This is a genomic window from Dyadobacter luticola (genome assembly GCF_005860805.1).
GTDB lineage: Bacteria > Bacteroidota > Bacteroidia > Cytophagales > Spirosomataceae > Dyadobacter > Dyadobacter luticola.
The window spans coordinates 233,316-258,984 of the sequence record NZ_VCEJ01000004.1 but is presented as its reverse complement, the minus strand read 5'-3'; the positions used below and the strand labels follow the sequence as shown (position 1 = coordinate 258,984).

The window sequence follows — 25,669 nt, the reverse complement described above, 5'->3', positions numbered from 1 at the left end:
TCGCGAGCCATTTTTTGTTTGGATTGATAGCATTTACGGAAAGCGATATTTATATTCGGTAAGAATACCTCCGCCAGCATTAATTGTGAAACGAAAGTTTATTGTCAGTGAAATTGAGCCTGAGAAATGCCTTTCTGATTTTGCTCGCCGGTATGCTTCTGCTTGCCATCGGCTCCTTCCTAAATTCTTCCCAGGCAAAGCTAAGTAGCCCCATCATTCTGGGTGGCCTTATTATTGAGTTTATCGGCTCGATATGGCTGGTTTTGACTTTGAATCAGCGACGTAAAAAGCAAAAGCTTTGATTACAGCTTGCTTAATTTATTTCTGAGATAAAAATCCGCCAGTACAATCGCCGCCATCGCTTCTACGATCGGCACCGCTCTTGGCACTACGCAGGGATCATGTCTTCCTTTGCCCTGAACAATCGCAATGTTGCCTTCCTGGTCTACGCTCTCCTGATCCTGCATGATCGTCGCTACCGGCTTGAATGCTATTCTGAAATAAATGTCCTGGCCATTTGAAATACCGCCCTGGATACCGCCCGAATGATTGGTGCGGGTATTTACTTTACCATTTTCGTCTGTGTAAAAAGCGTCATTATGCTGCGAGCCCAATAATGTTACACCCTCAAAGCCGCTTCCGTACTCAAAGCCTTTTACCGCATTGATGCTTAACATCGCTTTTCCAAGCTCGGCGTGCAACTTGTCGAACACCGGCTCGCCCCAGCCTACCGGAGCGCCTGTAATCACACAATTCACGACCCCTCCAACAGAATCTCCCTGCTTACGAATACCATCGATATAATTGAACATTTGCTGTGCTACAACCGGGTCCGGGCAGCGTACATCATTGGTTTCGGTAAGAGACAGGTCGAGTTCGGAGTAAGATTTTTCCAGTTTTAATGTTCCAACCTGCGAAACGTATGCCTGAATATTGACGCCGGCTTCCTGCAACAAGGTTTTTGCCAGTGCGCCTGCTGCAACCCTCGCCGCAGTTTCCCGCGCAGAACTTCTTCCACCGCCGCGATAGTCCCGGATGCCGTATTTTTCCTGGTAAGTATAATCTGCATGCGACGGGCGGTATTGCGTCGCAATGTGCGAATAATCCTTGCTACGCTGGTCCTGATTGCGGATTAGAATTGCGATAGGCGTGCCCGTCGTTTTTCCCTCAAAAACACCTGAAAGTACTTCAAATTCGTCCGCCTCTTTTCGCTGCGTCGTAATACGCGATTGTCCGGGCTTGCGCCGCGTCAATTCACTTTGAATAAAATCCTGGTCGAATGTTACGCCCGCCGGGCAGCCTTCAATCACAACACCGATCCCGGCACCGTGTGACTCTCCAAATGTGGCAATCTTGAATATCTTACCGTAAGTACTTCCCATCAAATATTATTTTCTAAAAACCCAGAACATCGTCAGCAACAGTACGATTACTACTGCATTCGTCGCGTTCTTTAAAATCTTTTTGTAATCAAATAGCTGGCGGCTGCTGTCCAGACTTTCCAGATTATCATATAAACCTGCAGAGCCCGACAAGGATAAATTTGCCAGCTTGTAATCTTCGCCTTCCACTTTCAATGATTTGGCAGACTTTAATGTGTCATACTTCGCCGTAGCCAGGTTGAAAAATACCCACTGAAAATACCTGCCCATCGGAAATGTTCCATCCTTCCTCGGAACAACAAAATAATCAAATGTTTTCTCTCCGGCCACACTCTGATAACTTCGCTTTACAACCTGGCTTACCTCCGGAGGATAAATATCGAAGTAAGAATTTACCTGAATAACCGGCGCCGGGATCGCGGTAATGTTGCCTGTACCTTCCACTTTGAACATATACCGGATACTCTCTCCGGGATACACCAGATCCGCCGAAAGCGATTCCTTTAAAGCATAATGTCCCACCGCCACCTGATCCCGAAGCGGATGGTCGGGCAGCTGCTTCACCTGCACTCGCGAAGGTTTCGAGCGAAATGCTCTGATCACCTTATTAGCCACATTCACTTTTCCTTCATTATCCGTCACGAGCATATCCAGTTTGACAGACCGGAATAAAATGTCCTCTGTGGTGATGGGGAAAAGCCGCGCCTGATACATATTGTATTCGGTGTACTTTTTGCCGGAAATGGTCACTTTCCTTTTCACTATTTCCTCAATACCAACATTCTCTTCCCAGCAATTCGCCGGTCTCACGGCTTTCAGGATAGCTTGGAGCTGCTCATTGAACCTGTAAAATTCCATCTGCACCGGCGCATTTTCAGCGATATACAAGGAGACACGCAGCGCGAAGCCTTCCCGGATAAATACATTTTTCTTGTCTGTCTGTACGGATAGAAAAATCCCCTCCCCAATGTTGTCAAGCTCAGGTTCCAAGGTTTCCCCCTGCGCTATTGTCGGCTCATTCCCGCCATCATTACCCGCCGAAAATACCACAGTCGTTTCGTCCGCGTGAAGACGTTGTCCGTTGATGTTTAATATAAACTCAGGTACAAGATAACTTCCCGGTTTCGAAGCAAAATATTCCTGCGTAATGGTCTGTATGACCACTTTTTTTCCATCCACCGTACTTATCGAGCTGGTAGCAGACTTACTTCTTTTTTCAAGATCTTTTATTTCAGGAAACACAACAGCCGGGCGGTTTTCTGCATCACGGATAACAACAGATATTAGAAGTGGCTGTTCGATGGAAAGGTTTTTTTGACCGAATTCGATTGTAGCAGCGTCATTTACTACCTGCGCTCGGACTATACCCGAAAAACACAAAATAATATTTAATAACGCATATAACTTCATCGAAATATTTCGTTAACTTTATTAGGATTATGCTATTGTACGGATCTTTTTAAGATTTTTTCGTTATTCATTGACTTCCCTAAACCACAAAACTACATAATACTATGGCCTCGATGCTTGAATACATTAAAATTATTCTGCAAAAAGTTAGCTTCGATCGGAGATTATTTGAAAAAGAATTGAGAAAAGCGATTCGAATGTTAATGCCGGCCGAGGTGAAGCGATTAAGGCAGTGGTGCTACGATCATTACGCCACGATACATTTACCAGTTCTCAATACTTGCTTCGCGCGATTGTCATCGTTATAGAAGTTCTTACGTTAAGTCATACTATTTTTTAGGTCATAGAAAAAGAAACGGCCGTCTGGAATTCCAGACGGCCGTTTCTGCTTTTGAGATGCTACTCTTATTTTTTCTTAGGAGTCGCGGTTCCTGCTTTTGCTTTCGTTCCGGTGGTGCCGGTAGCCGCTGGCTGCGCAGCAGGTGCTACTGCTAATCCCAGCGCCTCTTTGGCGGAAGCATTATCAGGGTCGACTTTTAGAAGCTTCTCCCAATATTCCTTAGCCTTGGCTGGGTCCTTCAATGTTGTCTGCGCATAAAATGCCAGGTAACCATAAGCTAGTTTCAGATAGTTCTTATACTTGCTTGGATCCGGATCTTTCTCGGCAAGCTCAGTCAGCTTCTGATAATATGGTGCTGAAATCCCCTTGTCTATATTTTCCTGACGGTCGTAAGCATTGTATAATGTACTTGCTCTCCAATAGTATCCGTAAGGCCAATCCGGAAGTTTCTGAGTAACTGTGGCAAAAATAGAATCAGCTTTCAAAAACAACTCTCTTCTCATTGTTGCGATTTTTGCGCTATCAGCATAGTTAGAGTCTGTTTTTACAGGCAAAACATTTGCAGTCGCCATCTGGAAGTTTGCAAGACCAGTATAGTAGTAGTCATTTGCACTAGCCTTAGCAGTATCCAGGGAAATCCCTTTGCTGTAAGCATTGGCTGCATTTGGATAATCTTTCGCTGCATAGTAAAGTGCCGCAACCTCCTTGTAAGTAGCAGCAGCTTCCGATTTGCTGGTATCCATGTCAGCACCTTTCATGATATAAACCATACCGGTCGAATCATAACCCTTTCCGTCCGTAGCTTTCTGGTTATAAGCACGTCCCAAATATTTGTAGTCGTCACCGATTACTTTTTCAGGCGCAACTTTCAGGAACTCATTCAAGTTTTGGATAGCCTTGTCTGGATCATTTTGCTTAAAATAAGACCAGCCATACATTCTCAACGTGATCGGGTTGTTGATTTTCCCTTTGATGTCTTCCAATAATTGCAAAGACTTTGCATAATCGTCAGCTGTAAATGCAAACTGAGCAGCGCGCAGTTTCATTTCAGGGTCAGTTGTTCCGCTTTTCTGAATGTACAGGTCAAAATTTTCAGCTGCTTGCTTAAACTTTTGCGCCAAGAAATAAAGCTCTGCAAGGTCCTTGTAAGCAGGTGCAAAGTTTGGATCTGCTTCAATCGCTTTCTTATAGTTTTCAAGCGCCAGGTTGTAGTTTTTACCACGCAGATAAATAGAACCGATGCTGTTGTGAGCCAGTGCATAATTTGGTTTAGCTGTGAGTGCATATTCATAAGCAGTTACCGCATTACCACCTTCATTACGTAACATTAAAGCGTCCCCCTTTGCGATATACGCATCGGCAAGATTCTTATCACGTTTGATAGCCAGGTCTAAAAGTCTGATCGCTTCGGCAGGGTCGTTTGTTTTGTCAAACAATGTGTAAGCCTCACCGATTCTGAAAAGAACCTCTGCATCTTTACCTTTTTTCTTTTCAGCTTGGTCAAAAAGCTCTTTCGCTTTTGCTCTGTCGCCTTTGCCTAACGCTACTGTACCCTGTCCAACCATGTTCAGGTACGACTTATCGTCAATCTGAAGGCCTTTGTCAAATGCCTTCTGCGCTTCATCCAGTTGATTTGTTTTTATATAATAATAACCAAGATAATATTGGTTATCAGCCGAAGGAGTGCCCTCAGCTAACTTCTTGAACAATGCTCCTGCATCATTATAACGCTCGCCATGTATCAGCATCAGACCGTCTTGTACGGTTTGTGCCTTGACATTGACAAACGCTAATAAACCAATCACCAGTGCTACTAATTTCATTCTCATGTTTCTGTTCATTTTTTACCCGGTTAAAATAATGATAAAAAATTTGGCTTTTCAATAACAAATCCAAATCTATCCAATTGTTAAGCTAAAAATCCTTCCCGGTGGTAATCTCAATTTCACGCGGGTAGGGTACTGTGGGCAACAAACCCATTTTTTGAATAATCAATCCGCCAACGTCTCTGGCTATATAGGTCATCAATCCACCGCCCAATCCTGAGTAACCTTCCCGGCTCAAAATGTAAACGTCCCTGTAAAGTGGGTATCGTTTAAATTCCAGGCCTCCCTGGAAAGGTTGAATGTAATCAGTCAGTGAATCCGGATTCATTTTCTTCGATACGCCCAGTACATTAATTCCCTGGGAGAGCTCCTCTGATGCAAGTGAATGTCCGTCACTAATCCAGTTAACTCCAATAAAACCAAGATGTAAAGGGTCTTTTCTCACATCTTCAATCACCTTTTCGTTGGATCCTGCGGAAATAATCCGCAATCCCTGAATGTTGGTAATGTTGAATTTGTGTAAAACAAAATTAAGGTTGCTTGCATTCGCATTGTCAAATACCAGCGTGATCAACCCCTTCTGATTTCCTCCCTTCAACTGTGACCAATCCTTGATTTTACCTTCAAAAATTCCCTGAATTTCCGCCATCGTAACGAGACTGTCGGAATTCGCCTTAGTTGTTACGAGCGCCAGACCATCCGTCGCAATATGTTGAAACTTCTGGCTTCCCTTTTGCCTTTTGATGATTTCCAGTTCCTTTTCATTGAGCTGCCTCGTTGAAAAAATGATCCTGGCGCTGTCATTTAAAAGCTGGCGGATCGCCTCCTGCTCTGGCTTGTAATCTATTTTGAAATGCGCATTCGGATAAATTCCCTCGTAAGCGTTGGTCAATGCATTTACCAAAGGCTTAAACGACTCATCCGAAGCGATTGTAATCGTACCCTGTCGTGGATTATCGAGGTTTTTATTGGAGGATTCACATCCGAAAAAGCCCAATACCACACAAAACAAACAGCTCTTCAACTTGATATTCATGGCTCGTCCTGATTTCTTTTTCTCCAAACCCGGTAGCCTCTGTAGCCACCGTACACAATAAGTGTGCCAGCAAACGCATAACGGGCCAGACTACCGATTGGTAATAATCTAAAAGAGAAGGAGGAGAAGATCAAAAAGACCCCTCCTCCTATGTATGTCAGAGCCATTACTATAGAGGTTAGATCACCGATCTTCTCATGCAATGGTTTCTCCCTCATGAGTTACTCTAGCTGGAAATTGATAGGCAAGTTGTATTTAACACGAACTGCACGTCCTGACTGCTTTCCTGGTTTCCACTTCGGCATTGCTTTCACAACACGGATAGCTTCTTCATCGCAACCAAAACCCAATCCTTTCAATACTGCCACATCCTGGATACTTCCGTCAATGTTTACAACAAATGACATAAATACCCTTCCTGATACGTTGGCGCGTGAAGCTGCACTTGGATACTTAATGTTCTTACTTAAGTATTTGTACATTTCAGCAGTACCTCCCGGGAACTCAGGTTGTTGTTCAACGACCGTAAAAACCTTTTCTGGTTCTGGTGCTGCTTCAACTACCGCACCTTTGCTCGGAGCAGCAACTGCTTCCGGTGCAACGATAATTTCATTCGCGTTAGGATCACCTTCGATTGTTTTATCAGCAACAACAGCTTCTTTAATCTCCTCAACTGTTGGTGGTGGAACCTCTTCAGGAACTTCCTCATCCTTCTTAACCTCAGGAGGCAAGAATTTTACCGTGTTCACCTTAGGCTGTTCAACCGGCGGTGGTGGTGGCGGTGGTGGTTCGGCCGGATCAATTGGCGGCGGTGGTATTTTCATTAAATCCACCTCGACCATTACTTCTTCTTTCTCGTTGCCTGCTGTCAATTTATTGATGATTGACGGCGTAAACATGGCGAGAACGAAAAGAGCTGCTCCGATCAAAGTGGCCTTCGTAACATCTGCTCGATATCCTTTACGAAGTTCAAATGCACCGTACGCCTTGTTACGATCGGCAAACACTATATCATCAAGTGTTGCATTCGGGCTTATTTCTGCCATGGCGCTTTGATAGTTTTTCGTTTAAATTAATTTTTTGGAATGATCTTGTCTCCTAAAAGTGTCTTCTCAGAGTCAGTAAGTGTCTCAACGAGCGCGTACCTTTTAGATTTCGTGATAGCCATCTCATCCAATACATCAACCATGTTTTTATAGGTCGAAACCGGAGTCGGCTTGATTACCACTACAAAAGGATCATTTCCTTTTTCATCTTTTGGATTCGCTGCATTAATTCTCTTCGCTGACGCAAAAATCACACTTCTAAGGTCAAAACCGTAACGGGTGGTTTTCAAAGACTCCTTCGCCTTATCATCGTCAGCCGCAACGCCGTCGAGATAATATACATCGTCATTTGCTCCCATAAACAGGGTCAAAACTTTCGATGCTTTTAATGGCTCGGTTTTCTCCTGGTCTTTTTCATCCGTCTTATCAGGTACCGCCAATGTCATAGACGTTGGTTTCGACATCGTAGTCGCAAGCATAAAAAAGGTAATGAGCAAAAATCCAAGGTCCACCATCGGCGTCATGTCCACACGGGTGGACATTTTCTTGCCCCGAACCTTACCATCACCTTTACCGTGCCCACCACCCGATTCTTCAATTGCTGCCATTTTCTCTTAAAATTAAAATGATACCTTTTGAAACGTTACTCGTTCGTGTAACCTGCAGGTGCCTGTTCGCTACCAGTGATCAGGTTAAACTTGTTGATATTCTGCGATTGTAAATTGGCCAGCACATCTTTGAAAACAGGGAACTTCGCAAGGTTGTCACCTTTCAAAGCAATTCTCAATTGGCTGTTCGCTTTACGCGCCGCATATACCCAGTCAGCCAGTTCGCTTGCTCCCGTAGAGTCAACAGGGATACCAGGCTGTTTCACATTCGGCATCTGCTCTTTTGACATGTTCAGCCAGGGTTTCAACTGATTCAGAGGAAATCCAAAGCTGCTTTGAAGCGCAAACTTTGCTTTCTCAGTTTCAGTGAATGTAATCCCTTTCGACTGTCCAATGTTTTCCAGCATAGCTGCTCTCACCGGTTTTGCATCTACTCCGAAGAACACTTTACCCGCCTTGTCAATACTAATGATCATAATGTCATCATCCGGTACCTTGATCTGCGAAATCGATGAAGGAGTTGTAATCTCAGCCTCATTCGACTTAAAAGTCGCCGTCATAATGAAGAACGTCAGAAGTAAGAACGCTACGTCAGTCATCGCAGTCATATCCGTATGCGGGGCGTGCTTCTTAGGTCTTACCTTTCCCATATCACAAATATATAAGTTTTTTGTATATTAACGAAACTTCAATATTAATTAGTTCAAAAAACTATCAATAATGTGCAGCGAAGTTTGATTGAAGGCTCATGCCAATTTCATCAATGCTGTAAGTAAGATCGTCAACACGGCTGTTCAGGTAAGCGTATGAGATCGTAGCGATCGCAGAAGTACCGATACCAAGAGCGGTGTTGATAAGGGCCTCAGAAATACCAGTTGCAAGTGCAGCAGAGTCAGGTGAACCAGAAGTACCAAGAGCGGCGAACGCTTTGATCATACCGATTACCGTTCCAAGAAGTGCAAGAAGTGTAGATGCACCCGCAAGTGTAGCGATGATCGTCAGGTTTTTCTGCAGCATTGGAAGTTCAAGCGTAGTAGCTTCTTCAATTTCTTTCTGAAGAGCTGCCAATTTTTGCTCTTTGTCAAGTGCAGTTTCAGTAGTCAACTGCTTATATTTCAAAAGGCCTGCTTTCACAACATTACCAACAGATCCTTTTTGTTTGTCGCATTCTTTGATTGCTTCTTCGATTTGATTTTTGTCAAGCAGGCTTCTCAACTTGCGAACAAATGAATCAATGCTGCCTGAGCCGCTTGCTTTGTTCAAAGTGATCAGACGCTCGATTGTAAAGGTTAACACGATCAGGAAACAAGTCATCAAAATTGGTACGATAGGACCTCCTTTGTAAACGATTCCGTAGTAATCTCCATCGATTGGGCCTTTTGCGTGATCGCCATCTTTAAAGTGTTCGGGAGCTCCCAGAACGAAAATGTAAACGCATAATGCAATCGCAAATAGTAGAGGGATTACCAATGCCGGGTTCAAACCGCCTTTGCCTTTTGTTGCTGCCGCTGCAGGCTTTGGAGCTGGTGCCGGACTTGTAGCTTTCTTTTCCATCAGACTTACTTTTAAAGGTTAAATTGAGATTTTGGTTGTGAATTAAATAAAACTTTTGGTTAAAACTGGTTTTGGTAAAATAAAATTTTGATTGCGTTTTTGAATTATCGACTTCTACAAAAGTATGAGTTTTCCTTTTAAAAAAAAGCAAGCATTTCCTCAGATTTTTTCCCAGATTTTTCAACATTCATCCGGCGAATTGCATATTTTAAAGATTCCTTCACTTTGTAAATTCGCAGAAAATCTGGGTTTAATGCTCACTAAGAACAGTATATAGTGATTTATCAAATCAACATATAATTGTACTCTTTGCTTCAAAGTCTGCATACATGTTTTCAAAAGCGCAGGTTTGTATTTGAAAAAATTTCAAGATTACACTGGAAAAGCAAATATTATTTTTCTCCTACTATGTGTCGAAACAACAATTTTAAAACCGATTGCGGTTCCTTATACAGGATCGGGCATGATTGTCCAAAACCTGCAACCCGCCCGGCTGCATTTCTCCACAAAAGCCGATCGCTTTTCCGAAGCTAATTTCCACTGTTCCAATAAGGGAATCGCAAAAATCCGGTAATTTTGGTTTTCGACAGACAACCTGAGGTTAACTTAACAAATTCTTAAAATGAAGATTGACGAAGAGTCCCTGAAAAAAATCGCGCATCTGGCACGTCTGGAAATCAAAACCGGTGAGGAACAAGCGCTGCTTAAAAACATGGACTCGGTGCTGACCTGGATGGATCAGCTGAATGAAATTGATACTGAGGGCGTGGAGGCGCTCACCCACATTACCGGAGAAGTGAATAACTGGCGAGAGGATAAAGGCGCAAATTCCTTGACGAGAGAGCAGGCGGTAGCAAATGCGCCCGCGAAAAACGATACCTATATAATGGTGCCGAAAGTGATTGAGTAATTCTTGGACAATTTGTCCAGTTCGTTGTCAGAGGATCTGGAAAGTGTCGGCGTCGGATAAAGCCGGAAAACGATCACGGTAATGTTCCAGCTCCGTTTTAGAAAAGTGCACTGTTTTTTCCATTTCCAAATCTGCCAGCATATATTTCGGTTCGCCCAGAAAATCCAGGGCAACCGAGTCTCCCCGGTATTCCAGATTATTCCCATCGATGCCAATCCGGTTTACACCCACTACATAAGCCTGATTTTCAATCGCCCGCGCCTTTAACAATGTGTTCCATGCATTGGCCCGTTTTGCTGGCCAGTTTGCAACATATATAAGAAGGTCGTAAGGATCCTGAACCGAATTCCGGCTCCAAACCGGAAAACGCAGATCATAGCAAACCAGCGGACAAATTTTCCAACCCTTCCAGTTTACAGTCAGCCGGCTAGCTCCACTGGTATACACCTCGTGCTCACCTCCCATGCTGAAAAGGTGGCGTTTATCATTATAAGTGAATGAACCGTCGGGATTAACACAAAAAAGCCGGTTGTAAAATCGCCCGTCTTCCTTCACAGCAAAACTCCCGATCACCAGCGAACCAGTCTGCGCAGCGATTTGCTTCAACCATTTCGTAGTAGTCAGGTTCACCGGCTCCGCGATCGCCGTATTCATCGTAAAGCCGGAGTTGAACATTTCAGGAAGTACAATAACATCTGACTTCTCCGGAAGCGATGCAATTTTTTCTTCGAGCGAAGAAAGATTGGCCGTCACGTTTTCCCAGTACAAATCAGTTTGCACTAGCGTAACCGATAATGTATCAACTTGTTCCTCCTGCATTACAGTCATTTTAATGTGCGGCAGTTATTTGCGGCCCGGAAAACGCATTCTGTAATCTGCGTCAACATTGCCTTTCGAAATGTCCGTCAGCTTTTTCTTGATAAACTGCTTTTTCAATGTAGGCAGATAATCGACGAACAATTTCCCAAGCAGGTGATCATATTCATGCTGGATAATGCGAGCCGCCATACCAGAATATTCCTCCTCATGCTCATTCCAATCCTCATCCCGATAGCGGATCTTCAATGTTTCAGGACGGTAAACATCTCCTCTGATGCCCGGAATGCTCAGGCAACCTTCTTCAAAAGCCCATTCCTCGCCCGTTTCTTCTAAAATCTCCGGGTTGACAAACATTTTTTTAAAGTCAACCAATGACAAATCCGGCTCGTCATCCTCGTCGTCCTCATCCTTCTTGCTGAATGGCGTACCATCCACAACGAAAACCCTGATATTCATACCGATCTGCGGCGCCGCAAGTCCCACACCGTTGGCCCCGTGCATGGTTTCAAACATATCCGCGGAAAGTTTTTTCAGGTCAAGCTCATCTTTTTCGATAAACCTTGTGGCTTTTCTGAGGATAGGATCACCGTATGCAACTATTGGATAAATCATTTTTACTGAGACTTTTGTTCGTTTTTTGCTTGTACAATAATGCTACCTTCTGCTCTCCATAAACGATTGGAGAATGATCGTAGCGCTAATTTTATCAATGTTCCCTTTTTCCCTCCGATCACTTTTTTTCGAGCCCGCCGCAATCATCGATTGCAATGCCATCGACGACGTAAAACGTTCATCGTGTGCATGTACAGGGATATCTGGGAAATTTGTATTTAGCTGTTTGATAAATGCCTTCACCCTGGCAGCGTTCTCACTTTCGGTATTATCGAGGCGCTTTGGCATTCCTATAATGATCGCTTCAAGGGGTTCCTGGGTAATATATTTTTTCAGGAAATTCATCAGGTCGGCCGTCATGACCGTATCCAGTGCCGTAGCGATAATTTGAAGCGGATCGGTTACTGCGATACCGCTGCGCTTTGCACCAAAATCAATAGCCAGAAGACGTGGCATTTATATTAAAGAATGTTAATTATTTGTAAAGATACGCGCTTTCAATTAGCTTTTCCTGATTGCGCGGGCTAACAAATCAATTTTGGCGCCGCATGAAGTAATCCAATTATATTTGCCCTCATGATTGAAAAGCGCTGGAAACACTACCCTGAATTTACTCCTGAACAGCAGCGGGACACCGAGCTACTTGCAGATTCCCTAAAAATAAGTCCCTCACTGGCAACACTTCTTGTTCAGAGGGGCATACTCGATTTCGACCAGTCCAAAAGGTTTTTCCGCCCCGAGATCAGTCATTTGCACGATCCGTTTTTAATGATGGATATGGACCTGGCTGTCCGCAGATTACAAAAAGCGATCGAAGTCGGAGAGAAAATCCTGGTTTATGGTGATTATGATGTGGACGGTACTACTTCCGTAGCATTGTTCTACGGTTTTCTCAAAAAAATATACGCCAACATTGACTATTATATTCCCGACCGGTACGAAGAAGGTTACGGCGTGTCCTGGCAAAGCATTGACTGGGCTTCCGAAAATGGATTTACCTTAATAGTAACCCTCGACTGCGGCATCAAATCCGTGGATAAGGTCAGCGCGGCATCCGAGCGGGGCATCGACTTCATTATTTGCGACCACCACCGTCCCGGAAACGAGCTACCGCAAGCCATCGCGGTCCTCGACCCCAAGCGGGAAGATTGTTTATATCCTTATAAAGAGCTGACCGGCTGCGGCGTAGGTTTCAAATTATTACAGGCATTTTGTATCCGCAACGGATATGATACAGAAATCCTTTTTGATTTTCTCGATCTGCTCGTCATCAGCATTGCCTCCGACATTGTCCCGATTACCGGTGAAAACCGGGTGCTGGCCTATTATGGTTTGCAAAAATTAAATGCTTCGCCCCGAACCGGTGTGAAAGCCCTGATCAACATTTCGGGGATTACGGGTGTGCTGGATATTACAAATGTGGTTTTCGGGATCGGGCCGAGGATTAATGCGGCCGGCAGGATCAAGCATGCCAAAGAAGCGGTGAAATTACTGCTCTCGGAAATCGAGGAGGAAGCTTTTGAATTTGCACAGGAGATTAACAAACATAATATAGAAAGGCGGACGTTCGATTCCAGCATTACCGAGCAGGCGCTGTCGATGATCGAAAGCGACTCCTGGTTTTCGGATGCAAAAAGTACCGTATTATATAAGGAAGACTGGCACAAAGGTGTGATCGGGATTGTGGCGAGCCGGTGCATCGAAAAATACCATCGCCCGACCATCATTCTCACGCAATCCCACGGAAAAGCAGCCGGCTCGGCGCGCTCGATTCCGGGATTCGATGTGTATCAGGCCATCGAGGAATGTGCGGATTTATTGGAACAATATGGCGGGCATACCTTCGCCGCAGGCTTAACATTGCCTTTGCAAAACCTGGAAGCATTCCGGTCGCGTTTCAATGAAATTGTCAGCAGCCGCATCTTGCCAGACCAGCTGGTGCCGATGATCAACATTGACCTGCCGCTGCACCTGGAAATCATTACACCGAAATTTTATAACATTCTGCGCCAGATGGGTCCCTTCGGGCCAGGAAATATGACGCCGGTTTTCGAATCACGCAATGTTACCCTGGTGGGACGGCCGTCGCTGATGAAGGAAAAGCATATCAAATTTGATGTAAAACAAAACGCCTCGCAGGTTTTTACAGCTGTCGGTTTCGGAATGGCCCAGTTTTATCCTGATATCGTCAATGGCCGCTCGTTTTCCATTTGCTATGCTTTGGAAGAAAATACCTTCCGTGATAAAAAAACGTTACAACTCTCTTTGAAAGACATTAAGCTGCATTGAGCCAGCAAAAGCTCTGACTACAAATGATACTGAGAACAGAAAATCTCGTCAAAAAATATGGGGCGCGCTTTGTGAACAACAATGTCAGCTACCAGGTGGAGCAAGGCGAGATTGTCGGTTTGCTCGGCCCGAATGGTGCAGGGAAAACCACATCCTTTTATATGGCGGTGGGACTTGTAAAACCCAACAGCGGCAAAGTATATCTTGACGATAAGGACATTACCGGGCTGCCTATGTACAAACGCGCCCGCCTCGGGCTTGGCTATCTGGCGCAGGAAGCTTCTGTTTTCCGCTCATTGACAGTCGAGGAAAACATTAAGGCGGTTCTGGAACTGACTGATTTATCGCGACAAGACCAAAAGCAGAAAGTAGAAGAGCTGCTGGAAGAATTTCACCTCGGCCACGTGCGCAAAAGTAAGGGCATGGTACTCTCAGGTGGCGAGCGCCGCCGTACCGAAATTGCCCGCTCCCTGGCAGTAGATCCGAAATTTATTCTGCTGGACGAACCTTTCGCCGGGGTAGACCCGATTGCGGTGGAGGACATTCAGAGTATCGTGGCGAAGCTCAAACACAAAAACATCGGTATCCTCATCACCGACCACAATGTAAACGAAACGCTTTCGATCACCGACCGCGCCTATCTTTTATTTGAAGGAAAAATATTGAAACAAGGTAGCGCCGAAGAACTCGCTGAGGATGAGGTAGTAAGACGGGTTTATTTGGGACAGAACTTCGAGCTGAAAAGAAAAGTCTGATTTCAGCCAGCTTATCAATAGAAAAGGGAATGCTACAAGGCACTCCCTCTCTTATAATTATTCACCATGAACTGTATTACTTTCTAAAAAGAAAACAGCACTATTTTTTGGGGCACTTTTTACAGTGTTTACCACTCTTCTTATAGTTTTTGCAGCACTTTTTGAATACACATTCTTCACTATCCGCAAAGGATTTTATCCATTGATTATTCTCCTCAAAAACCATCGTGTACTCTGTCAACGAAAAAGCGCTCATCCCACATTGCTGTTAAAACATTTCAAAAGTAATACCTATTTAGAATCATTCAAATGTTTCAAGTGAATTATTTTGAATAAATCTAAATAGTAGTCCATCAAGGTATTTTTTCCCAGATCTCGTGCATGGGTTTTCCATCGCTACTTTTGCCGCTATGGTCCCACCTGCCATTATCCATTTTATAGTCAAATTTCAAAGAAGAGCCCACCCGGTTATTATCCTTTGAAAAAAACTGGATGCGCTCAGTATATTTTCCATCTTTTGCCGTATAAGTACCCCCGCCGGTTGCATAAAATGCTTTCGCCGCCGGATCGATCGCAAACCACTGAAACCGGGTTGCGGATAAAAGTTTTAGTGTTTTACGGGTGCCTTCCTGGTGGATCTTCACAAGCTCGCCACCTTCATTTGCTTTTTCTGTAATGTGCCAGGCGCCAGCCATCGGAGCCGTTTTTGCGTCATCCACCTTCATCCAAACCATTGCTTCTTCGTACCGCAATGTGAGAATGTCATCTTTTACCGTCACCGTAAAAACAATCGGGATACCGACTTTGGTGGTGTCGGCAGAATTGAATTCGGGCGTGTAAGTCATCTGGTCGCCGCTCATCGTAAACGGGCCGCCTTCGCTCCGCTCAAAATATTTGTTGTTGATACTATATGATGCAATCACAAGATAATTGTCCGCCACAATCAGGCTCGACGCACTTCCCGTAGGTTCCTGCGATTTCCACGCACCTTTCGGCACCTGCCCCATGGCAAGGAATGTTACAAATAAGAAAATGATGGTAAGAATATTTTGTCTCATCGTAAATCAGTTTTTATACTAGCACTATACGTTATCAAAATTGTGCCAAAACCTGATTTACCAAAACCATTCACCGGAGCACTTCACCCAGCACTTCCAACGATCGCACCTCTCCCAGCGTGTCCATGTGGATTTTGTAAAAAAATATCACCTTTTCCAAAATCCTGATTCGCCGCGTCCGGTCCAGCGAAATGTGCGTTCCGTAATCGCTATATAAAAGGTGCGCCGTAGCATCCTGCTCGATTTTATCGGGCATCTGCGAGTAATGATTATCCTTCAATTCCCTTTCCAGATCATCCATCGTTTCGATGCCAAAACCCAGGAAATTAGCGAGTTGTAGAAGAAACTGAATGTGGAAATTCTCAAAATCGGCCTGCGCATCATCTAGGAATAAAATCGAATGCTCGAGAAACTGGAACAACAACACATTGCTCTCCTCCTCTTTGAGCGTTTTACCCAAAATCTCCGTCACAAAAAGCGCCAGGCTTGACTTAATAATCTCATAAGGAACAGTTTGCAGTGGCGCGTAACATTTCAGTTCAGATATCCGGTGCATGGTATCCTCCTTACTTTTATGATACACCACCATATCCAACAGGCTTAGCGGCTGAAACAATGCAATTCTGTTGGTCCGCGACTTACTACTCCTGACACCATTCACGATATAGGTCTGAATGCCAAAGGCTTCAGTGTAAATTTTGGCAATGATCGACGACTCCCGGTACCGGATGTAACTGAGGGCGATGCCGCGGGTTTTATGGAGCATGTTATTTTTTAAACCTTTATAACCAAAAATAGTTATCTTTCTGTTAGCTAGCCCCGACGAGGTCTTTTACGCTTTCAAAAAGCAACCCAAAATTCGGGACGATTTGAAGATTTTTAAGCAGCAGGATTTGTACCTTTGTAAGATTAACGAACTAAACAAGATTATAAAATCGTTAAGCTAATATTAAGGAATGAGCTTTGCAGACTTGCAAACAAACAATATTTCTAACGCATTACTCTTCTTATGAGCGACGCCATCAAGCATGAGTGCGGCATAGCACTTATCCGTCTTAGAAAGCCTTACCAATATTACATCGACAAGTACGAAACGCCGCTTTACGCCGTACACAAGCTTTCGGTAATGATGGAAAAACAAGTCAACCGGGGCCAGGATGGAGCCGGAGTTGCCAACATCAAAATCGACGTTCCGCCCGGAAAACGATATATCAGCCGATACAGATCCGTAGAACCTCAGCCACTTACGGACATTTTTTCCAAAATTCACAAGAAATTCCGCAAAGGTTTAAAGAATAACAGGGACCGAGTAACCGACGGAAAATGGTTGCAGGAAAACCTGGCATTTACCGGCGAAGTCTGGCTGGGACATTTACGTTACGGGACGCACGGTTCCAATGAAGTGGAAAACTGTCACCCAATGTTGCGTCAAAGCAATTGGAGAAGCCGGAACCTGGTGATGGCGGGGAATTTTAACATGACCAATGTTGACGAACTTTTCGGCAAACTGGTTTCCCTGGGGCAGCACCCGAAGGAAAAAGTCGACACCGTAACGGTGATGGAAAAAATTGGACATTTCCTGGATGAAGAAAACCAGCGCGTATTCGAGCGGTTCAAGGGAATTTACGAAAACCCGACATTATCCGACGTCATTGAAGATAACATTGACCTCCCACGCTTACTTTACCGATCCTGCCGTGATTTTGATGGTGGCTATGCGATGTGCGGGTTAACCGGCTACGGCGCATCTTTCGTGATCCGCGACCCTGCTGGAATTCGTCCGGCATTTTATTATGCTGATGATGAAGTGGTTGTGGTAGCATCAGAAAAGCAGGCAATCAAAGCGGCGTTCAATGTTGACTACAATCAGATTACAGAAATTACTCCGGGCTCAGCCCTGATTATTGATAAAAACGGAGAATATAACGAGTTCCCGATCCTGCCAAGACTTGAAAAACGCTCGTGCAGCTTCGAAAGAATTTATTTCTCCCGCGGTACCGATCCGGATATTTATAATGAGCGCAAGCAACTTGGCAAACTGCTCATTCCGCAAATTCTCAAAGAGGTCAATTACGATCTTGAAAACACCATTTTCTCTTACATTCCAAACACCGCTGAAACTGCATTCCTCGGGATGATTGAAGGTTTGGAAGAATATCTTGCCAAGAAACGGAAGCAAGCTATCATGGAGGGCATCCTGTTTGAAGCTGATCTGGAAAAGGTACTTTCTTTCCGACCTAGGATCGAGAAACTGGTGACCAAAGATGTAAAGTCGAGAACATTCATCACTGCGGACGCCCTGCGCGACGATATGGTGTCCAGCGTTTACGATACTACGTTCGAAGTAGTACGTAAAAATGTGGATACCGTCGTAATTATCGACGACTCGATCGTAAGAGGTACTACCCTGGAAAAGAGCATTTTAACAATGTTGGATCGTCTGAGTCCGAAAAAGATTGTAGTAGCATCTTCCGCTCCGCAAATTCGCTTCCCGGATTGTTATGGCATTGATATGTCCCGCATGAAGGACTTTGTAGCCTACCGCGCGGTGCTCAAATTACTCGAAGAACGCGATCTGGAATATTTGCTGGAAGATGTTTACACACAAGCTGTGACCTCCATCGCCACCAAGAATCCGTATCATACCAATTATGTGAAGGCGCTGTACGATCCTTTCACCGACGAAGAAATTTCACAGAAAATCGCTGAAATAATCCGTCCAAAAGATCTGAACGCCGAAATCTCGGTCGTTTTCCAAACCGTTGAAAACTTGCATAAAGCATGTCCGCAACATTTAGGAGACTGGTATTTCACTGGTAACTATCCAACATTGGGAGGAAATAAAGTAGTTAACAAGGCATTCTCTAATTCTTACGAAGGTAAATTGGAAAGGGCTTATTAATGGCAAAATTTAAGTTGAAGAGATAGCCGTTCAAATTTTTGGACGGCTATTTTTTTGTAAAACATTTAAACCAATCTTCTATTCGTATAACTTGCCTCCACATTTAAAAACTTTGGTTACAAAATCACCAGCTCAATGAAATTAAAAACATTTTACTCTGTACTTTTTGTACTCTCCTTTATCACTTTCGCAGCTTCGGCCCAGACGACTGGTACACTGAAAGACATCAGCTTCCTGGAAGGACATTGGCTGGGAAATTATAATGGCGGGCCGATTGAGGCTTCGTGGACAGCGCCGGCCGGCAATAATGTGATGGGATATATCAGGATGATTAAAGATGATAAACCTGCTCTTTATGAGGTGTTTGCATTTGAGCAAACAGAAAAAGGACCAGTTGCGATGGTAAAACATTTCAAGCCGGGCCTGATTGCTTTGGAAGAAAAGGAAGTGTCAGATCGCTACAACTTTATCGAAGCCAAGAAAAATCAGGCGCTTTTTGAAAAAGATGATGTATCGGTGCGGATCATTTACGAGAGACGTTCACAGAATCAACTGGTGATCCAGCGCGGCAAAATGGAGGATAACAAATGGGTATTTGTTGATCTGTTTGTTTTTAACAGAATCCCTTAGAAAAATAATTACGCATTTTACGACAGCATTTCCGGACAGATTTGCTGTTTTTTTATGCCTAATTTTTTAAAATCAAATACACCCCAGCTACCAATAATGCTGCACCAGCGATTCTAGGCAATGTGATTTGATGCGCCGCAAATCCTTGAAAACCAAAATGATCGATCGTGAGCGCGGCGATCATTTGCCCGGCTACCACCAGACATAACATATTGGCAGGGCCGATCTTACGAATGATAAAAATAACGGTCAATACATAAAATGCGCCTAAAACGCCTCCCATAAAACGCTGCCAGGAAATATGGCGGAGATCGGCTAATGCAGGTACAGGATTCTGATTGAAACAAGCAAAAGCTACCAGCAAAACCATTAAACCAACAAGAAAAGAGGTGATAGCCGCCAAAATAGGATTATTGAGCGACTCGCGCAGCTGGGCATTTACTCCCGACTGGACAGTATTGAAAATCCCGATCAGGAAAGCGAAAAATAGAAAAAGCCAGTTCATTATGGCAGGGAAGATGATTTGATAGGCGAAATATATTGAATCGTCTGGAATTCGCTACTGCTTCAAGTCGCTTACTTCGTCGGGATCGACAGTTTTGTAACGCCCATAAACTCGGAGAATAATAGCCAAAGCTACTGTAACTTCCGCCGCGGCCACAACAATGACGAAAAGTGCGAAAAGCTGTCCAGTCAGTCGCTCCGGATCGTGCCTGCCAAAAGCTACCAGGTTGATATTCACCGCATTCAGCATCAATTCAATCCCCAATAAAATTCCGATGAAATGTCGCTTGGTCACCACGATGGCTAAGCCAATACAAAAAAGCAGCGCCGCTACGAGCAGATAATGTTGTATCGGTATCATCGTCAGGAGGTTGGGTTACGGTTCATGGCAAGGTATGCAGCACCAATCAAAGCTACCAGTAACAACACCCCCGCAATTTCGAAAGGAAGCAAATGACTGGTCATGAGCTCCACGCCAATTGTCTTAATCGTTGACTTATTGGTCATTACATCGCCTTTCATCCGAAAATCGGACGTAACAATAATCCGCAACATCACGACAAACAAGCCGGCGCCAACCAAAAAACCCCACACTTCACGCCTGATCAAAACCTCAATTCTATTATGCTTGGACGAATTGTCGTTCTTCGTAATTTTCTGCGTAAGCATGATTCCAAAGATCAGCAAAACCAGGATTCCGCCCACATAGATCATAATTTGCGAAACCCCCAGAAAATCTGCGCCTGCCAAAACAAACAAAGCAGCGACACCCAGGAATGTCAGAAAAAGCGCAAATGCTGCATGGATCAGGTTTTTTGAAAATAAAATGAAGAAGGCAGCAAAGATTGCCAAGGCTGAAAACCCGTAAAATGCTGCTGCTTCCATAATCTTAAATTAACATGCTATATTCCAAATAGGCACAGCCCTACTCTTTCGGCTTAGGTTTCATCGATGGTCGAAACGCTGGTTTCGGCTTCGGTGCAGGCGATTCCTCTTTTATTTCCTGAGTTGGCTCAGGTGAAGGACTCTCTATCGGTTTTTCAATACCCTCTTCCGAAACTACTTTCGGCTTCATAGTAGGCCTGAATGCAGGTTTTGGCGCAATCGGTGCTGCTGTAATTTCCGGCGCAGCATCTTCAACAGGTTTTTCAACCGGCTCCTCCGAAACCACCTTTGGCTTCATGGAAGGACGAAAAGGAGGTTTGGCCGCAGCCGGTTTTACTTCAACTGGTTCTGCCGGATTTTCTGAAATTGGCTTTTCAATATTCTCTTCTGCAACCGGCTTCGGCTTCATTACTGGCCTGAAAGGCGCTTTTGGCGCAGGTTTTTCAGTTTTCGCTTTACTTTCAACTACATTTTCTTCCTTCGCCTCAGCTACCGGAGCCTTGGGTTTAATGGTAGGCTTAAATACCGGCTTAGCCGCAGGTGCAGCAGGCGCCTCAGTTTGTGGCACAGCAGGCTTCGCAGCCGCTTTAAGTGCTTCTTTTTCTTTTTGAAACTGATCCAGCAGGCGACGTTTTTCATCGGCCTCATCCGGGGTAAGATTGGCATAGTTGTAAACCATGTCCCTCACATCCAGCTCGCTATAATCGAAAGTTTTGGTCATCGTCAAACATTCCGTCGGGCAAACCGTTGTGCAGAGTCCGCAGTAGCAGCATTTGGCCATGTCAATGTCAAACTTCGCCGCATACAACCTGATCGGCGAGCCGTCTGATGCGCGACCAACCTCTTCGATGGCGCGGATCGGCTCGATTTCAATGCAGTCTACCGGGCAAACTTTAACGCATTTATCGCAGACAATACAATCATCCATCTCATTATGAAGACGATAACGCCCATTGTCCGGGATAGGAATGGTTTCCAGGGGATACTGGATGGTGACCATTCCATCCTGCTGGTCGTAGAAATTACCCGATCTGATATCACCTGGTTTGCGGCGGTTACGCGCGCTCCAGAGGTGGCGCAGCGTCAGCTTCAAACCCGTCACGGTCGTGTTAATCCCCTCCGATATGTTCTTAAAATATGTTGACAAACCGCTCTACTTATCTGATTGCTTACCCTAGCCCAAAGATAGAGTAAACTTTTATCCAATATAACACTTATGCCGACGAATGCTCTGAACTGAGCAGGCGCTCCAAAGTTTTAAGATATTTCGCAGCCAGGAAGTTCCTGTCAAAATGCGCTTTTGCATATTGGTAGCCATTTTCGCCCTGCGTTTTTAGCAAATCCGAATTTTGCATATAAAATTCTATTTGCGCTGCAAGGTCGTCAGGACATTCCGGTTCAATGTATGAGCCTGCATCTGCTTCTTCAATCAACTTTCTTGAAATGCCGTCAATAGCCATCAAAACCGGCTTTTTGCAGGAAAAATAATCGAAAGTTTTGTTACTGTAAACCGTTTTGAAAATGTCAGCCTTTTTCAAAACCGAAATACCAATATCGGCAGCAGCAATAAACTTAAACACCTCAGACTTAGGCATGAGATCCATAAATTTAACATTCCTAAGACCCCGTTTTTCACTTTCCAATATCAAGTCTTTTTTCTGCGGCCCATCGCCAATAAGCAGGAAAAATGCTTTCGTATGATTCAACTTCTCAGCGGCGTCGAGCAGTTGAATCAAATGATTAGCCGCACCATGCGCCCCAACATAAATGATGACAAAACGATCACTCAATCCTAGTTGTTTACGGAAAATTTCTCTGTCAAAATCAGCAAGAGATGTCTCAGACAAACGAAAATCTGCTGCATTAGGCGCATCAAAAATTTTCCCACTGGCGACATTCATTTGCTTGATCAAAACTTCACGAAAAGCAGGAGTTAGCACTGCAATCAGTTTCGCCTTTTTATATAAATATCTCTCAAAAATCCTGGCAAATTTGATCAGCAAACGATTCTTCAATACTCCCGCGCCAATCGCCGACTCAGGCCATAAGTCCCTGACTTCCAAAACGAACGGAATACCTTTAAACATCGACATAACCTGCGCTACTAAGCCTACAAACAAAGGAGGAGAAGTAACAATGATCAAATCGTATTTCCCAGTTGCATGAAAAAGCCCGGCATAAATGGAAGAAATCACAAAAGAAAGAAACGCCCAGATACGTCCAAAAAAACCGTCATGATACCGAGCCGAAACCCGGCAGCGAATAATATTAACCCCATGAATGTTCGTGGATTTACTGATATAACCCTGCCGCCACCCCACATCCGAAGACATATAGTGTCCACTCCCTGCCAAAACCGTCACCTGATGCCCAGCCTCCACCCAAATCCGGCTCATCTCATTCCACCGGGAACCGCCGCCTGAGTTGTCTTCGAGGAAGAATTGGTGAATTAAGAGAATGTGCATCGGTTATTCGCTGATCAGGTAATGATCTTTCAAATAAGCCTCTGCACTACAGACACGGATTGACCGGCAATTTTGAAAGTCTTTGATGTTCCGAGTTAATAAGAAGTTTGCTCCTGAAAAAATGGCGAGTTCATACTGAACTGCATCCTCGAAATCATTGATATCCGGATTTTCCAAAGCGCTGGCCGCAATCCAGGCTGGAATGTTGATGATAGGGACAACTCTTGTAAACGAATTGATCATTGCCCTTGTAGCCGCCTCTCCGAAAGATTTTCGAACCTGATAATGTGTGTGGACCAGATTAATAACCGAAGTAGTTCCCTCGATCTTTCCTTCTGCAATTTGTCGAAGAACCGTTGCTGCCGGTTTTTCAAAGCCATTTCTTTTTAAAAAGTAATCAACCAAAATGTTGGTGTCCAGCCAAACCTTATGCATGCTTTCGTATTATGTGATTCCGAAAATCTTCCTTTTCATCGAAATCAGGAGTAGGCTTCAACCCTGCCTCGCGCTGCAACCGCGCGATAGTTTCTATGGCAGACAGTTTCGCGTTTACTTCTGAGCTTTCCGATTTCTCTTTTGACGTCGGAAATGCATTTTGGTAACGGTCGTCGAGCATTTTTTTTAAAAAATTTTCAATAATGTGCTCCACAGTGTCGCCATCGGCCTTTGCAAGTTGCGTAGCCTTCAAAAAATTTTCTTCGTCGATGTTGATTGTCAGTTTCATAGTCATAGCTGTTTTCTTAAAAATACAAATATCTGTTAAAACTCTCCCGTGTTCTTCTCACGAATCACTGTCCTAAAAAATCTTCCATCCGACGAAAAAACAATCCTCTTACATTCCTCTTTATTTCCATAATGATCCGAAAACCAGCCTTCGGCCACCTTTGGCTGAATTTCCAAGCCAGCCTTATCTTGACATTGAATGCTAAAATTTTCCATAGAAAAATTCGAGGGATGCCAGATTTGGTGAATGCTTAGACCCGTCAGAACATTACTTATTTCATCTTCAATCGTCCATAAATACTTCCCTTTTTGTTTGGCTACCTTTCTTTTATGTGTGATTCCTTTTCCCAAATGTTCGTAGCCTTCAAATTCAGCTTCAATAGATAAACGATCTTCGTCTTCCCAGCAACTGCCCGGCGCCTTTTCAATCCAGCCAGACCAAATAAAACGGGATACCCGCTTCATTTGATCGAAGTCACCGATCATAGCTGTGTTGTGCGACGCGGTTCCCTGAAAGTATCGCGAAAAATGTTCGTCGGTGTTGTATGAGTAGCATCCCGCGTCGCGCAGGATGTTTTCACCATTTACCCAAATGTCAAGATGCATGTTATCCGCTTGGAAAGGCCGGTTTCGGTAACTTCCGCAGCGTAGGAATGTAATGCTATTACTATCACGCAGAATGTAGTAGCCGCCGATTTCGAAGCTGGTTATATTTGACAGGTTTAAATCAGAGGTCTCACCACGCGGTCTGAAATTTCCTGCTAACCAATGTGCTTCTTCTTCCCATTTTCCTGGCCCATATCCCGGATCAACATTCAGCATAGTGGCCAATGCCGCTAACTGAGGCCGGAAATCTGGAAAATCACAAGAGGCAAGCGTAAAAAACAACGCGCCATCATTGTTGCCGTAATTCGGCAGGCGCCCGGTTTTATCATCCTGGCAAGTCCGCAGAAATTGCAAGGACTTTCGGGCGCGTTCAAAGATTGTTTCTGACCAACATTCTCCATTTACGTTTGCCAAAGCGATTGCCCAGCTTAGCAACTGCACGACGACCCGGTGATAGTTCATCGAGAATTGCAGGAATGTGCCGTCTTCATAGATCTGATAGGCTATTTCCTGCTCGAATAATCGTTTTCCCAATTTTTTCCAACCATTACTTTCAGGAAAAAACGGCAGCAGCAAGCCCACCACATAAAGTCCAAGGGATTCCGTCAGCGCGTGGTTATTCCGCACAGCAATCAGGGAAAAGTTGATGTTTTTCCTGACGTGGCACATTTGGTGTTGAATGCTGGAAATGATTTTGTTGAAAAGCTCCTGCGTGAGGTTTTCCGAGTACTTGTAATAATATAACGCAAAAAGCCAGTTCAAAACCCGCAGCGATATTTCCTGTCCACATTTCCAATTCGGCCCACAGTTGACGGGATTTTCTTTGATCCAATCTTCGATCAGATTAAAAACCAACTGAAATTGATCTTTCTCAAAATGATGGTCGTACCGGATCAAATCGTACAAAAATGTAAATCTTGACTTCTCCCATACATATTTGATATCACCAGCTTCTGCTGAAAAATCAGGAATTTTAGTCCAATGTTGGTTCTTAGGATAAGTATATCCGGTCTCAGGATTCGTATGCCAGTCGCTTACATGGTACCATTTGTGAGAAAAATAGGAGAAGATATTTTCTGAAATCCGGCTTGCATTTAGCTCCAAATCTGTCAAAGATTTGTCTCTTTTTACTTGAACATTATCAGGCTCAAAGAAAAAATTCACTTTCAAACTCCGCCAAGCAGCAATTGAAATAAATGCCTGATTTCTGACATTAGTAGAAAATCTGAGTCTCAGCAAACCTGTGCGAAGTTGCACTTCGCGCCAGAAACGAAACGCCGTATATCGCCAGCCCATATTTCGGCAAAAG

27 protein-coding genes are annotated in these 25,669 nt (G+C 44.2%); 6 read left to right on the top strand and 21 right to left on the bottom strand.

The genetic code is table 11. The features are described from left to right. Positions 1 to 302 precede the first annotated feature (302 nt). Together aroC and FEN17_RS11785 are read right to left on the bottom strand one after the other, a co-directional pair. Entirely contained in the window at positions 303 to 1,382 is a 1,080-nt protein-coding gene (gene aroC, locus FEN17_RS11790; protein WP_138365562.1) for a chorismate synthase, read from the bottom strand. Between the two features lie 6 nt (positions 1,383 to 1,388). After that, positions 1,389 to 2,624: a BatD family protein gene (locus FEN17_RS11785; RefSeq protein WP_229208787.1), complete on the bottom strand. Its 1,236-nt coding sequence runs from the start codon at positions 2,622 to 2,624 to the stop codon at positions 1,389 to 1,391. A gap of 272 nt (positions 2,625 to 2,896) precedes the next feature. Between FEN17_RS11785 and FEN17_RS27665 the strand changes: the two genes are divergently transcribed. Then, on the top strand, positions 2,897 to 3,100 hold the full coding sequence (locus FEN17_RS27665) for a hypothetical protein (RefSeq protein WP_138365560.1): 204 nt from the start codon (positions 2,897 to 2,899) through the stop codon (positions 3,098 to 3,100). A 97-nt stretch (positions 3,101 to 3,197) separates the two neighbouring features. Here the strand turns inward: FEN17_RS27665 and FEN17_RS11775 are convergent, their stop codons facing one another. From FEN17_RS11775 to FEN17_RS11745, 6 genes are all read right to left on the bottom strand, one after another. Beyond that, complete coding sequence (locus tag FEN17_RS11775) at positions 3,198 to 4,955, bottom strand: tetratricopeptide repeat protein (protein ID WP_229208786.1); 1,758 nt, start codon at positions 4,953 to 4,955, stop codon at positions 3,198 to 3,200. Between the two features lie 91 nt (positions 4,956 to 5,046). After that, positions 5,047 to 5,994 (bottom strand): substrate-binding domain-containing protein, encoded by a 948-nt coding sequence (locus FEN17_RS11770; protein ID WP_138365558.1) that lies wholly within the window; start codon positions 5,992 to 5,994, stop codon positions 5,047 to 5,049. 221 nt (positions 5,995 to 6,215) lie between these two features. After that, positions 6,216 to 7,040 carry an energy transducer TonB gene (locus FEN17_RS11760; RefSeq protein WP_138365556.1) on the bottom strand — a complete coding sequence of 275 codons (825 nt, stop codon included), beginning with the start codon at positions 7,038 to 7,040 and terminating at the stop codon, positions 6,216 to 6,218. Positions 7,041 to 7,066: 26 nt separating this feature from the next. Then, the gene (locus FEN17_RS11755; RefSeq protein WP_138365555.1) at positions 7,067 to 7,648 is read right to left on the bottom strand and encodes an ExbD/TolR family protein; all 582 of its coding nucleotides are present in this window, start codon (positions 7,646 to 7,648) and stop codon (positions 7,067 to 7,069) included. Between the two features lie 35 nt (positions 7,649 to 7,683). Further along, a complete protein-coding gene (locus FEN17_RS11750; protein WP_138365554.1) occupies positions 7,684 to 8,298 on the bottom strand; it encodes an ExbD/TolR family protein in 615 nt (204 codons plus the stop codon). A 64-nt stretch (positions 8,299 to 8,362) separates the two neighbouring features. After that, positions 8,363 to 9,202, bottom strand: a complete 840-nt coding sequence (locus tag FEN17_RS11745) for a MotA/TolQ/ExbB proton channel family protein (protein WP_138365553.1) — start codon at positions 9,200 to 9,202, stop codon at positions 8,363 to 8,365. A gap of 622 nt (positions 9,203 to 9,824) precedes the next feature. Between FEN17_RS11745 and gatC the strand changes: the two genes are divergently transcribed. Next, a complete protein-coding gene (gene gatC, locus FEN17_RS11740; protein ID WP_138365552.1) occupies positions 9,825 to 10,112 on the top strand; it encodes an Asp-tRNA(Asn)/Glu-tRNA(Gln) amidotransferase subunit GatC in 288 nt (95 codons plus the stop codon). A gap of 27 nt (positions 10,113 to 10,139) precedes the next feature. On the opposite strand, the gene FEN17_RS11735 is transcribed toward gatC, so the two are convergent. The 3 genes from FEN17_RS11735 to ruvX are packed head-to-tail and all read right to left on the bottom strand — an operon-like array spanning position 10,140 to position 11,999. After that, positions 10,140 to 10,931, bottom strand: a complete 792-nt coding sequence (locus tag FEN17_RS11735; protein ID WP_138365551.1) for an amidohydrolase — start codon at positions 10,929 to 10,931, stop codon at positions 10,140 to 10,142. 24 nt (positions 10,932 to 10,955) lie between these two features. Further along, on the bottom strand, positions 10,956 to 11,543 hold the full coding sequence (gene def / locus FEN17_RS11730) for a peptide deformylase (protein WP_138365550.1): 588 nt from the start codon (positions 11,541 to 11,543) through the stop codon (positions 10,956 to 10,958). 42 nt (positions 11,544 to 11,585) lie between these two features. After that, positions 11,586 to 11,999 (bottom strand): Holliday junction resolvase RuvX, encoded by a 414-nt coding sequence (gene ruvX, locus FEN17_RS11725; RefSeq protein WP_138365549.1) that lies wholly within the window; start codon positions 11,997 to 11,999, stop codon positions 11,586 to 11,588. A 120-nt stretch (positions 12,000 to 12,119) separates the two neighbouring features. Between ruvX and recJ the strand changes: the two genes are divergently transcribed. Both recJ and lptB read left to right on the top strand, forming a co-directional pair. Beyond that, positions 12,120 to 13,832: a single-stranded-DNA-specific exonuclease RecJ gene (gene recJ, locus FEN17_RS11720; protein ID WP_138365548.1), complete on the top strand. Its 1,713-nt coding sequence runs from the start codon at positions 12,120 to 12,122 to the stop codon at positions 13,830 to 13,832. Positions 13,833 to 13,855: 23 nt separating this feature from the next. Beyond that, entirely contained in the window at positions 13,856 to 14,587 is a 732-nt protein-coding gene (gene lptB, locus FEN17_RS11715; RefSeq protein ID WP_138365547.1) for an LPS export ABC transporter ATP-binding protein, read from the top strand. 353 nt (positions 14,588 to 14,940) lie between these two features. On the opposite strand, the gene FEN17_RS11710 is transcribed toward lptB, so the two are convergent. Both FEN17_RS11710 and recO read right to left on the bottom strand, forming a co-directional pair. Then, complete coding sequence (locus FEN17_RS11710; RefSeq protein ID WP_138365546.1) at positions 14,941 to 15,645, bottom strand: DUF4488 domain-containing protein; 705 nt, start codon at positions 15,643 to 15,645, stop codon at positions 14,941 to 14,943. A gap of 70 nt (positions 15,646 to 15,715) precedes the next feature. Then, a complete protein-coding gene (recO, locus tag FEN17_RS11705) occupies positions 15,716 to 16,411 on the bottom strand; it encodes a DNA repair protein RecO (RefSeq protein WP_138365545.1) in 696 nt (231 codons plus the stop codon). A gap of 243 nt (positions 16,412 to 16,654) precedes the next feature. Between recO and FEN17_RS11700 the strand changes: the two genes are divergently transcribed. After that, positions 16,655 to 18,547 carry an amidophosphoribosyltransferase gene (locus FEN17_RS11700; RefSeq protein WP_138365544.1) on the top strand — a complete coding sequence of 631 codons (1,893 nt, stop codon included), beginning with the start codon at positions 16,655 to 16,657 and terminating at the stop codon, positions 18,545 to 18,547. 135 nt (positions 18,548 to 18,682) lie between these two features. Next, the gene (locus FEN17_RS11695; protein ID WP_138365543.1) at positions 18,683 to 19,177 is read left to right on the top strand and encodes a DUF6265 family protein; all 495 of its coding nucleotides are present in this window, start codon (positions 18,683 to 18,685) and stop codon (positions 19,175 to 19,177) included. 58 nt (positions 19,178 to 19,235) lie between these two features. Here FEN17_RS11695 and FEN17_RS11690 read toward each other — a convergent pair whose 3' ends face one another. The 8 genes from FEN17_RS11690 to FEN17_RS11655 all read right to left on the bottom strand — a co-directional run bounded on the left by FEN17_RS11690 (position 19,236) and on the right by FEN17_RS11655 (position 25,656). After that, positions 19,236 to 19,682, bottom strand: a complete 447-nt coding sequence (locus tag FEN17_RS11690) for a DMT family transporter (RefSeq protein WP_138365542.1) — start codon at positions 19,680 to 19,682, stop codon at positions 19,236 to 19,238. 54 nt (positions 19,683 to 19,736) lie between these two features. Beyond that, on the bottom strand, positions 19,737 to 20,042 hold the full coding sequence (gene nuoK, locus FEN17_RS11685) for an NADH-quinone oxidoreductase subunit NuoK (RefSeq protein WP_138365541.1): 306 nt from the start codon (positions 20,040 to 20,042) through the stop codon (positions 19,737 to 19,739). 2 nt (positions 20,043 to 20,044) lie between these two features. Then, a complete protein-coding gene (locus tag FEN17_RS11680; RefSeq protein WP_138365540.1) occupies positions 20,045 to 20,566 on the bottom strand; it encodes an NADH-quinone oxidoreductase subunit J family protein in 522 nt (173 codons plus the stop codon). A 40-nt stretch (positions 20,567 to 20,606) separates the two neighbouring features. Further along, complete coding sequence (locus tag FEN17_RS11675; RefSeq protein ID WP_138365539.1) at positions 20,607 to 21,713, bottom strand: 4Fe-4S binding protein; 1,107 nt, start codon at positions 21,711 to 21,713, stop codon at positions 20,607 to 20,609. Positions 21,714 to 21,780: 67 nt separating this feature from the next. Beyond that, the gene (locus tag FEN17_RS11670) at positions 21,781 to 23,031 is read right to left on the bottom strand and encodes a glycosyltransferase family 4 protein (RefSeq protein ID WP_138365538.1); all 1,251 of its coding nucleotides are present in this window, start codon (positions 23,029 to 23,031) and stop codon (positions 21,781 to 21,783) included. A 3-nt stretch (positions 23,032 to 23,034) separates the two neighbouring features. Then, entirely contained in the window at positions 23,035 to 23,466 is a 432-nt protein-coding gene (locus FEN17_RS11665) for a type II toxin-antitoxin system VapC family toxin (protein WP_138365537.1), read from the bottom strand. Next, the gene (locus tag FEN17_RS11660) at positions 23,459 to 23,755 is read right to left on the bottom strand and encodes a DUF6364 family protein (protein WP_138365536.1); all 297 of its coding nucleotides are present in this window, start codon (positions 23,753 to 23,755) and stop codon (positions 23,459 to 23,461) included. The genes FEN17_RS11665 and FEN17_RS11660 overlap by 8 nt, the downstream gene beginning before the upstream one ends. Before the next feature lie 35 nt (positions 23,756 to 23,790). Further along, positions 23,791 to 25,656 (bottom strand): heparinase II/III family protein, encoded by a 1,866-nt coding sequence (locus FEN17_RS11655; protein WP_229208785.1) that lies wholly within the window; start codon positions 25,654 to 25,656, stop codon positions 23,791 to 23,793. Positions 25,657 to 25,669 lie beyond the last annotated feature (13 nt).

Excerpts from the sequence above, each read along its gene's own strand:
- aroC (WP_138365562.1), bottom strand. The coding sequence starts at position 1,382 with ATGGGAAGTACTTACGGTAAGATATTCAAGATTGCCACATTTGGAGAG.
- FEN17_RS27665 (WP_138365560.1), top strand. The coding sequence starts at position 2,897 with ATGGCCTCGATGCTTGAATACATTAAAATTATTCTGCAAAAAGTTAGC.
- FEN17_RS11775 (WP_229208786.1), bottom strand. The coding sequence starts at position 4,955 with ATGAAATTAGTAGCACTGGTGATTGGTTTATTAGCGTTTGTCAATGTC.
- FEN17_RS11770 (WP_138365558.1), bottom strand. The coding sequence starts at position 5,994 with ATGAATATCAAGTTGAAGAGCTGTTTGTTTTGTGTGGTATTGGGCTTT.
- FEN17_RS11760 (WP_138365556.1), bottom strand. The coding sequence starts at position 7,040 with ATGGCAGAAATAAGCCCGAATGCAACACTTGATGATATAGTGTTTGCC.
- FEN17_RS11755 (WP_138365555.1), bottom strand. The coding sequence starts at position 7,648 with ATGGCAGCAATTGAAGAATCGGGTGGTGGGCACGGTAAAGGTGATGGT.
- FEN17_RS11750 (WP_138365554.1), bottom strand. The coding sequence starts at position 8,298 with ATGGGAAAGGTAAGACCTAAGAAGCACGCCCCGCATACGGATATGACT.
- FEN17_RS11745 (WP_138365553.1), bottom strand. The coding sequence starts at position 9,202 with ATGGAAAAGAAAGCTACAAGTCCGGCACCAGCTCCAAAGCCTGCAGCG.
- gatC (WP_138365552.1), top strand. The coding sequence starts at position 9,825 with ATGAAGATTGACGAAGAGTCCCTGAAAAAAATCGCGCATCTGGCACGT.
- FEN17_RS11735 (WP_138365551.1), bottom strand. The coding sequence starts at position 10,931 with ATGCAGGAGGAACAAGTTGATACATTATCGGTTACGCTAGTGCAAACT.
- def (WP_138365550.1), bottom strand. The coding sequence starts at position 11,543 with ATGATTTATCCAATAGTTGCATACGGTGATCCTATCCTCAGAAAAGCC.
- ruvX (WP_138365549.1), bottom strand. The coding sequence starts at position 11,999 with ATGCCACGTCTTCTGGCTATTGATTTTGGTGCAAAGCGCAGCGGTATC.
- recJ (WP_138365548.1), top strand. The coding sequence starts at position 12,120 with ATGATTGAAAAGCGCTGGAAACACTACCCTGAATTTACTCCTGAACAG.
- lptB (WP_138365547.1), top strand. The coding sequence starts at position 13,856 with ATGATACTGAGAACAGAAAATCTCGTCAAAAAATATGGGGCGCGCTTT.
- FEN17_RS11710 (WP_138365546.1), bottom strand. The coding sequence starts at position 15,645 with ATGAGACAAAATATTCTTACCATCATTTTCTTATTTGTAACATTCCTT.
- recO (WP_138365545.1), bottom strand. The coding sequence starts at position 16,411 with ATGCTCCATAAAACCCGCGGCATCGCCCTCAGTTACATCCGGTACCGG.
- FEN17_RS11700 (WP_138365544.1), top strand. The coding sequence starts at position 16,655 with ATGAGCGACGCCATCAAGCATGAGTGCGGCATAGCACTTATCCGTCTT.
- FEN17_RS11695 (WP_138365543.1), top strand. The coding sequence starts at position 18,683 with ATGAAATTAAAAACATTTTACTCTGTACTTTTTGTACTCTCCTTTATC.
- FEN17_RS11690 (WP_138365542.1), bottom strand. The coding sequence starts at position 19,682 with ATGAACTGGCTTTTTCTATTTTTCGCTTTCCTGATCGGGATTTTCAAT.
- nuoK (WP_138365541.1), bottom strand. The coding sequence starts at position 20,042 with ATGATACCGATACAACATTATCTGCTCGTAGCGGCGCTGCTTTTTTGT.
- FEN17_RS11680 (WP_138365540.1), bottom strand. The coding sequence starts at position 20,566 with ATGGAAGCAGCAGCATTTTACGGGTTTTCAGCCTTGGCAATCTTTGCT.
- FEN17_RS11670 (WP_138365538.1), bottom strand. The coding sequence starts at position 23,031 with ATGCACATTCTCTTAATTCACCAATTCTTCCTCGAAGACAACTCAGGC.
- FEN17_RS11665 (WP_138365537.1), bottom strand. The coding sequence starts at position 23,466 with ATGCATAAGGTTTGGCTGGACACCAACATTTTGGTTGATTACTTTTTA.
- FEN17_RS11660 (WP_138365536.1), bottom strand. The coding sequence starts at position 23,755 with ATGAAACTGACAATCAACATCGACGAAGAAAATTTTTTGAAGGCTACG.
- FEN17_RS11655 (WP_229208785.1), bottom strand. The coding sequence starts at position 25,656 with ATGGGCTGGCGATATACGGCGTTTCGTTTCTGGCGCGAAGTGCAACTT.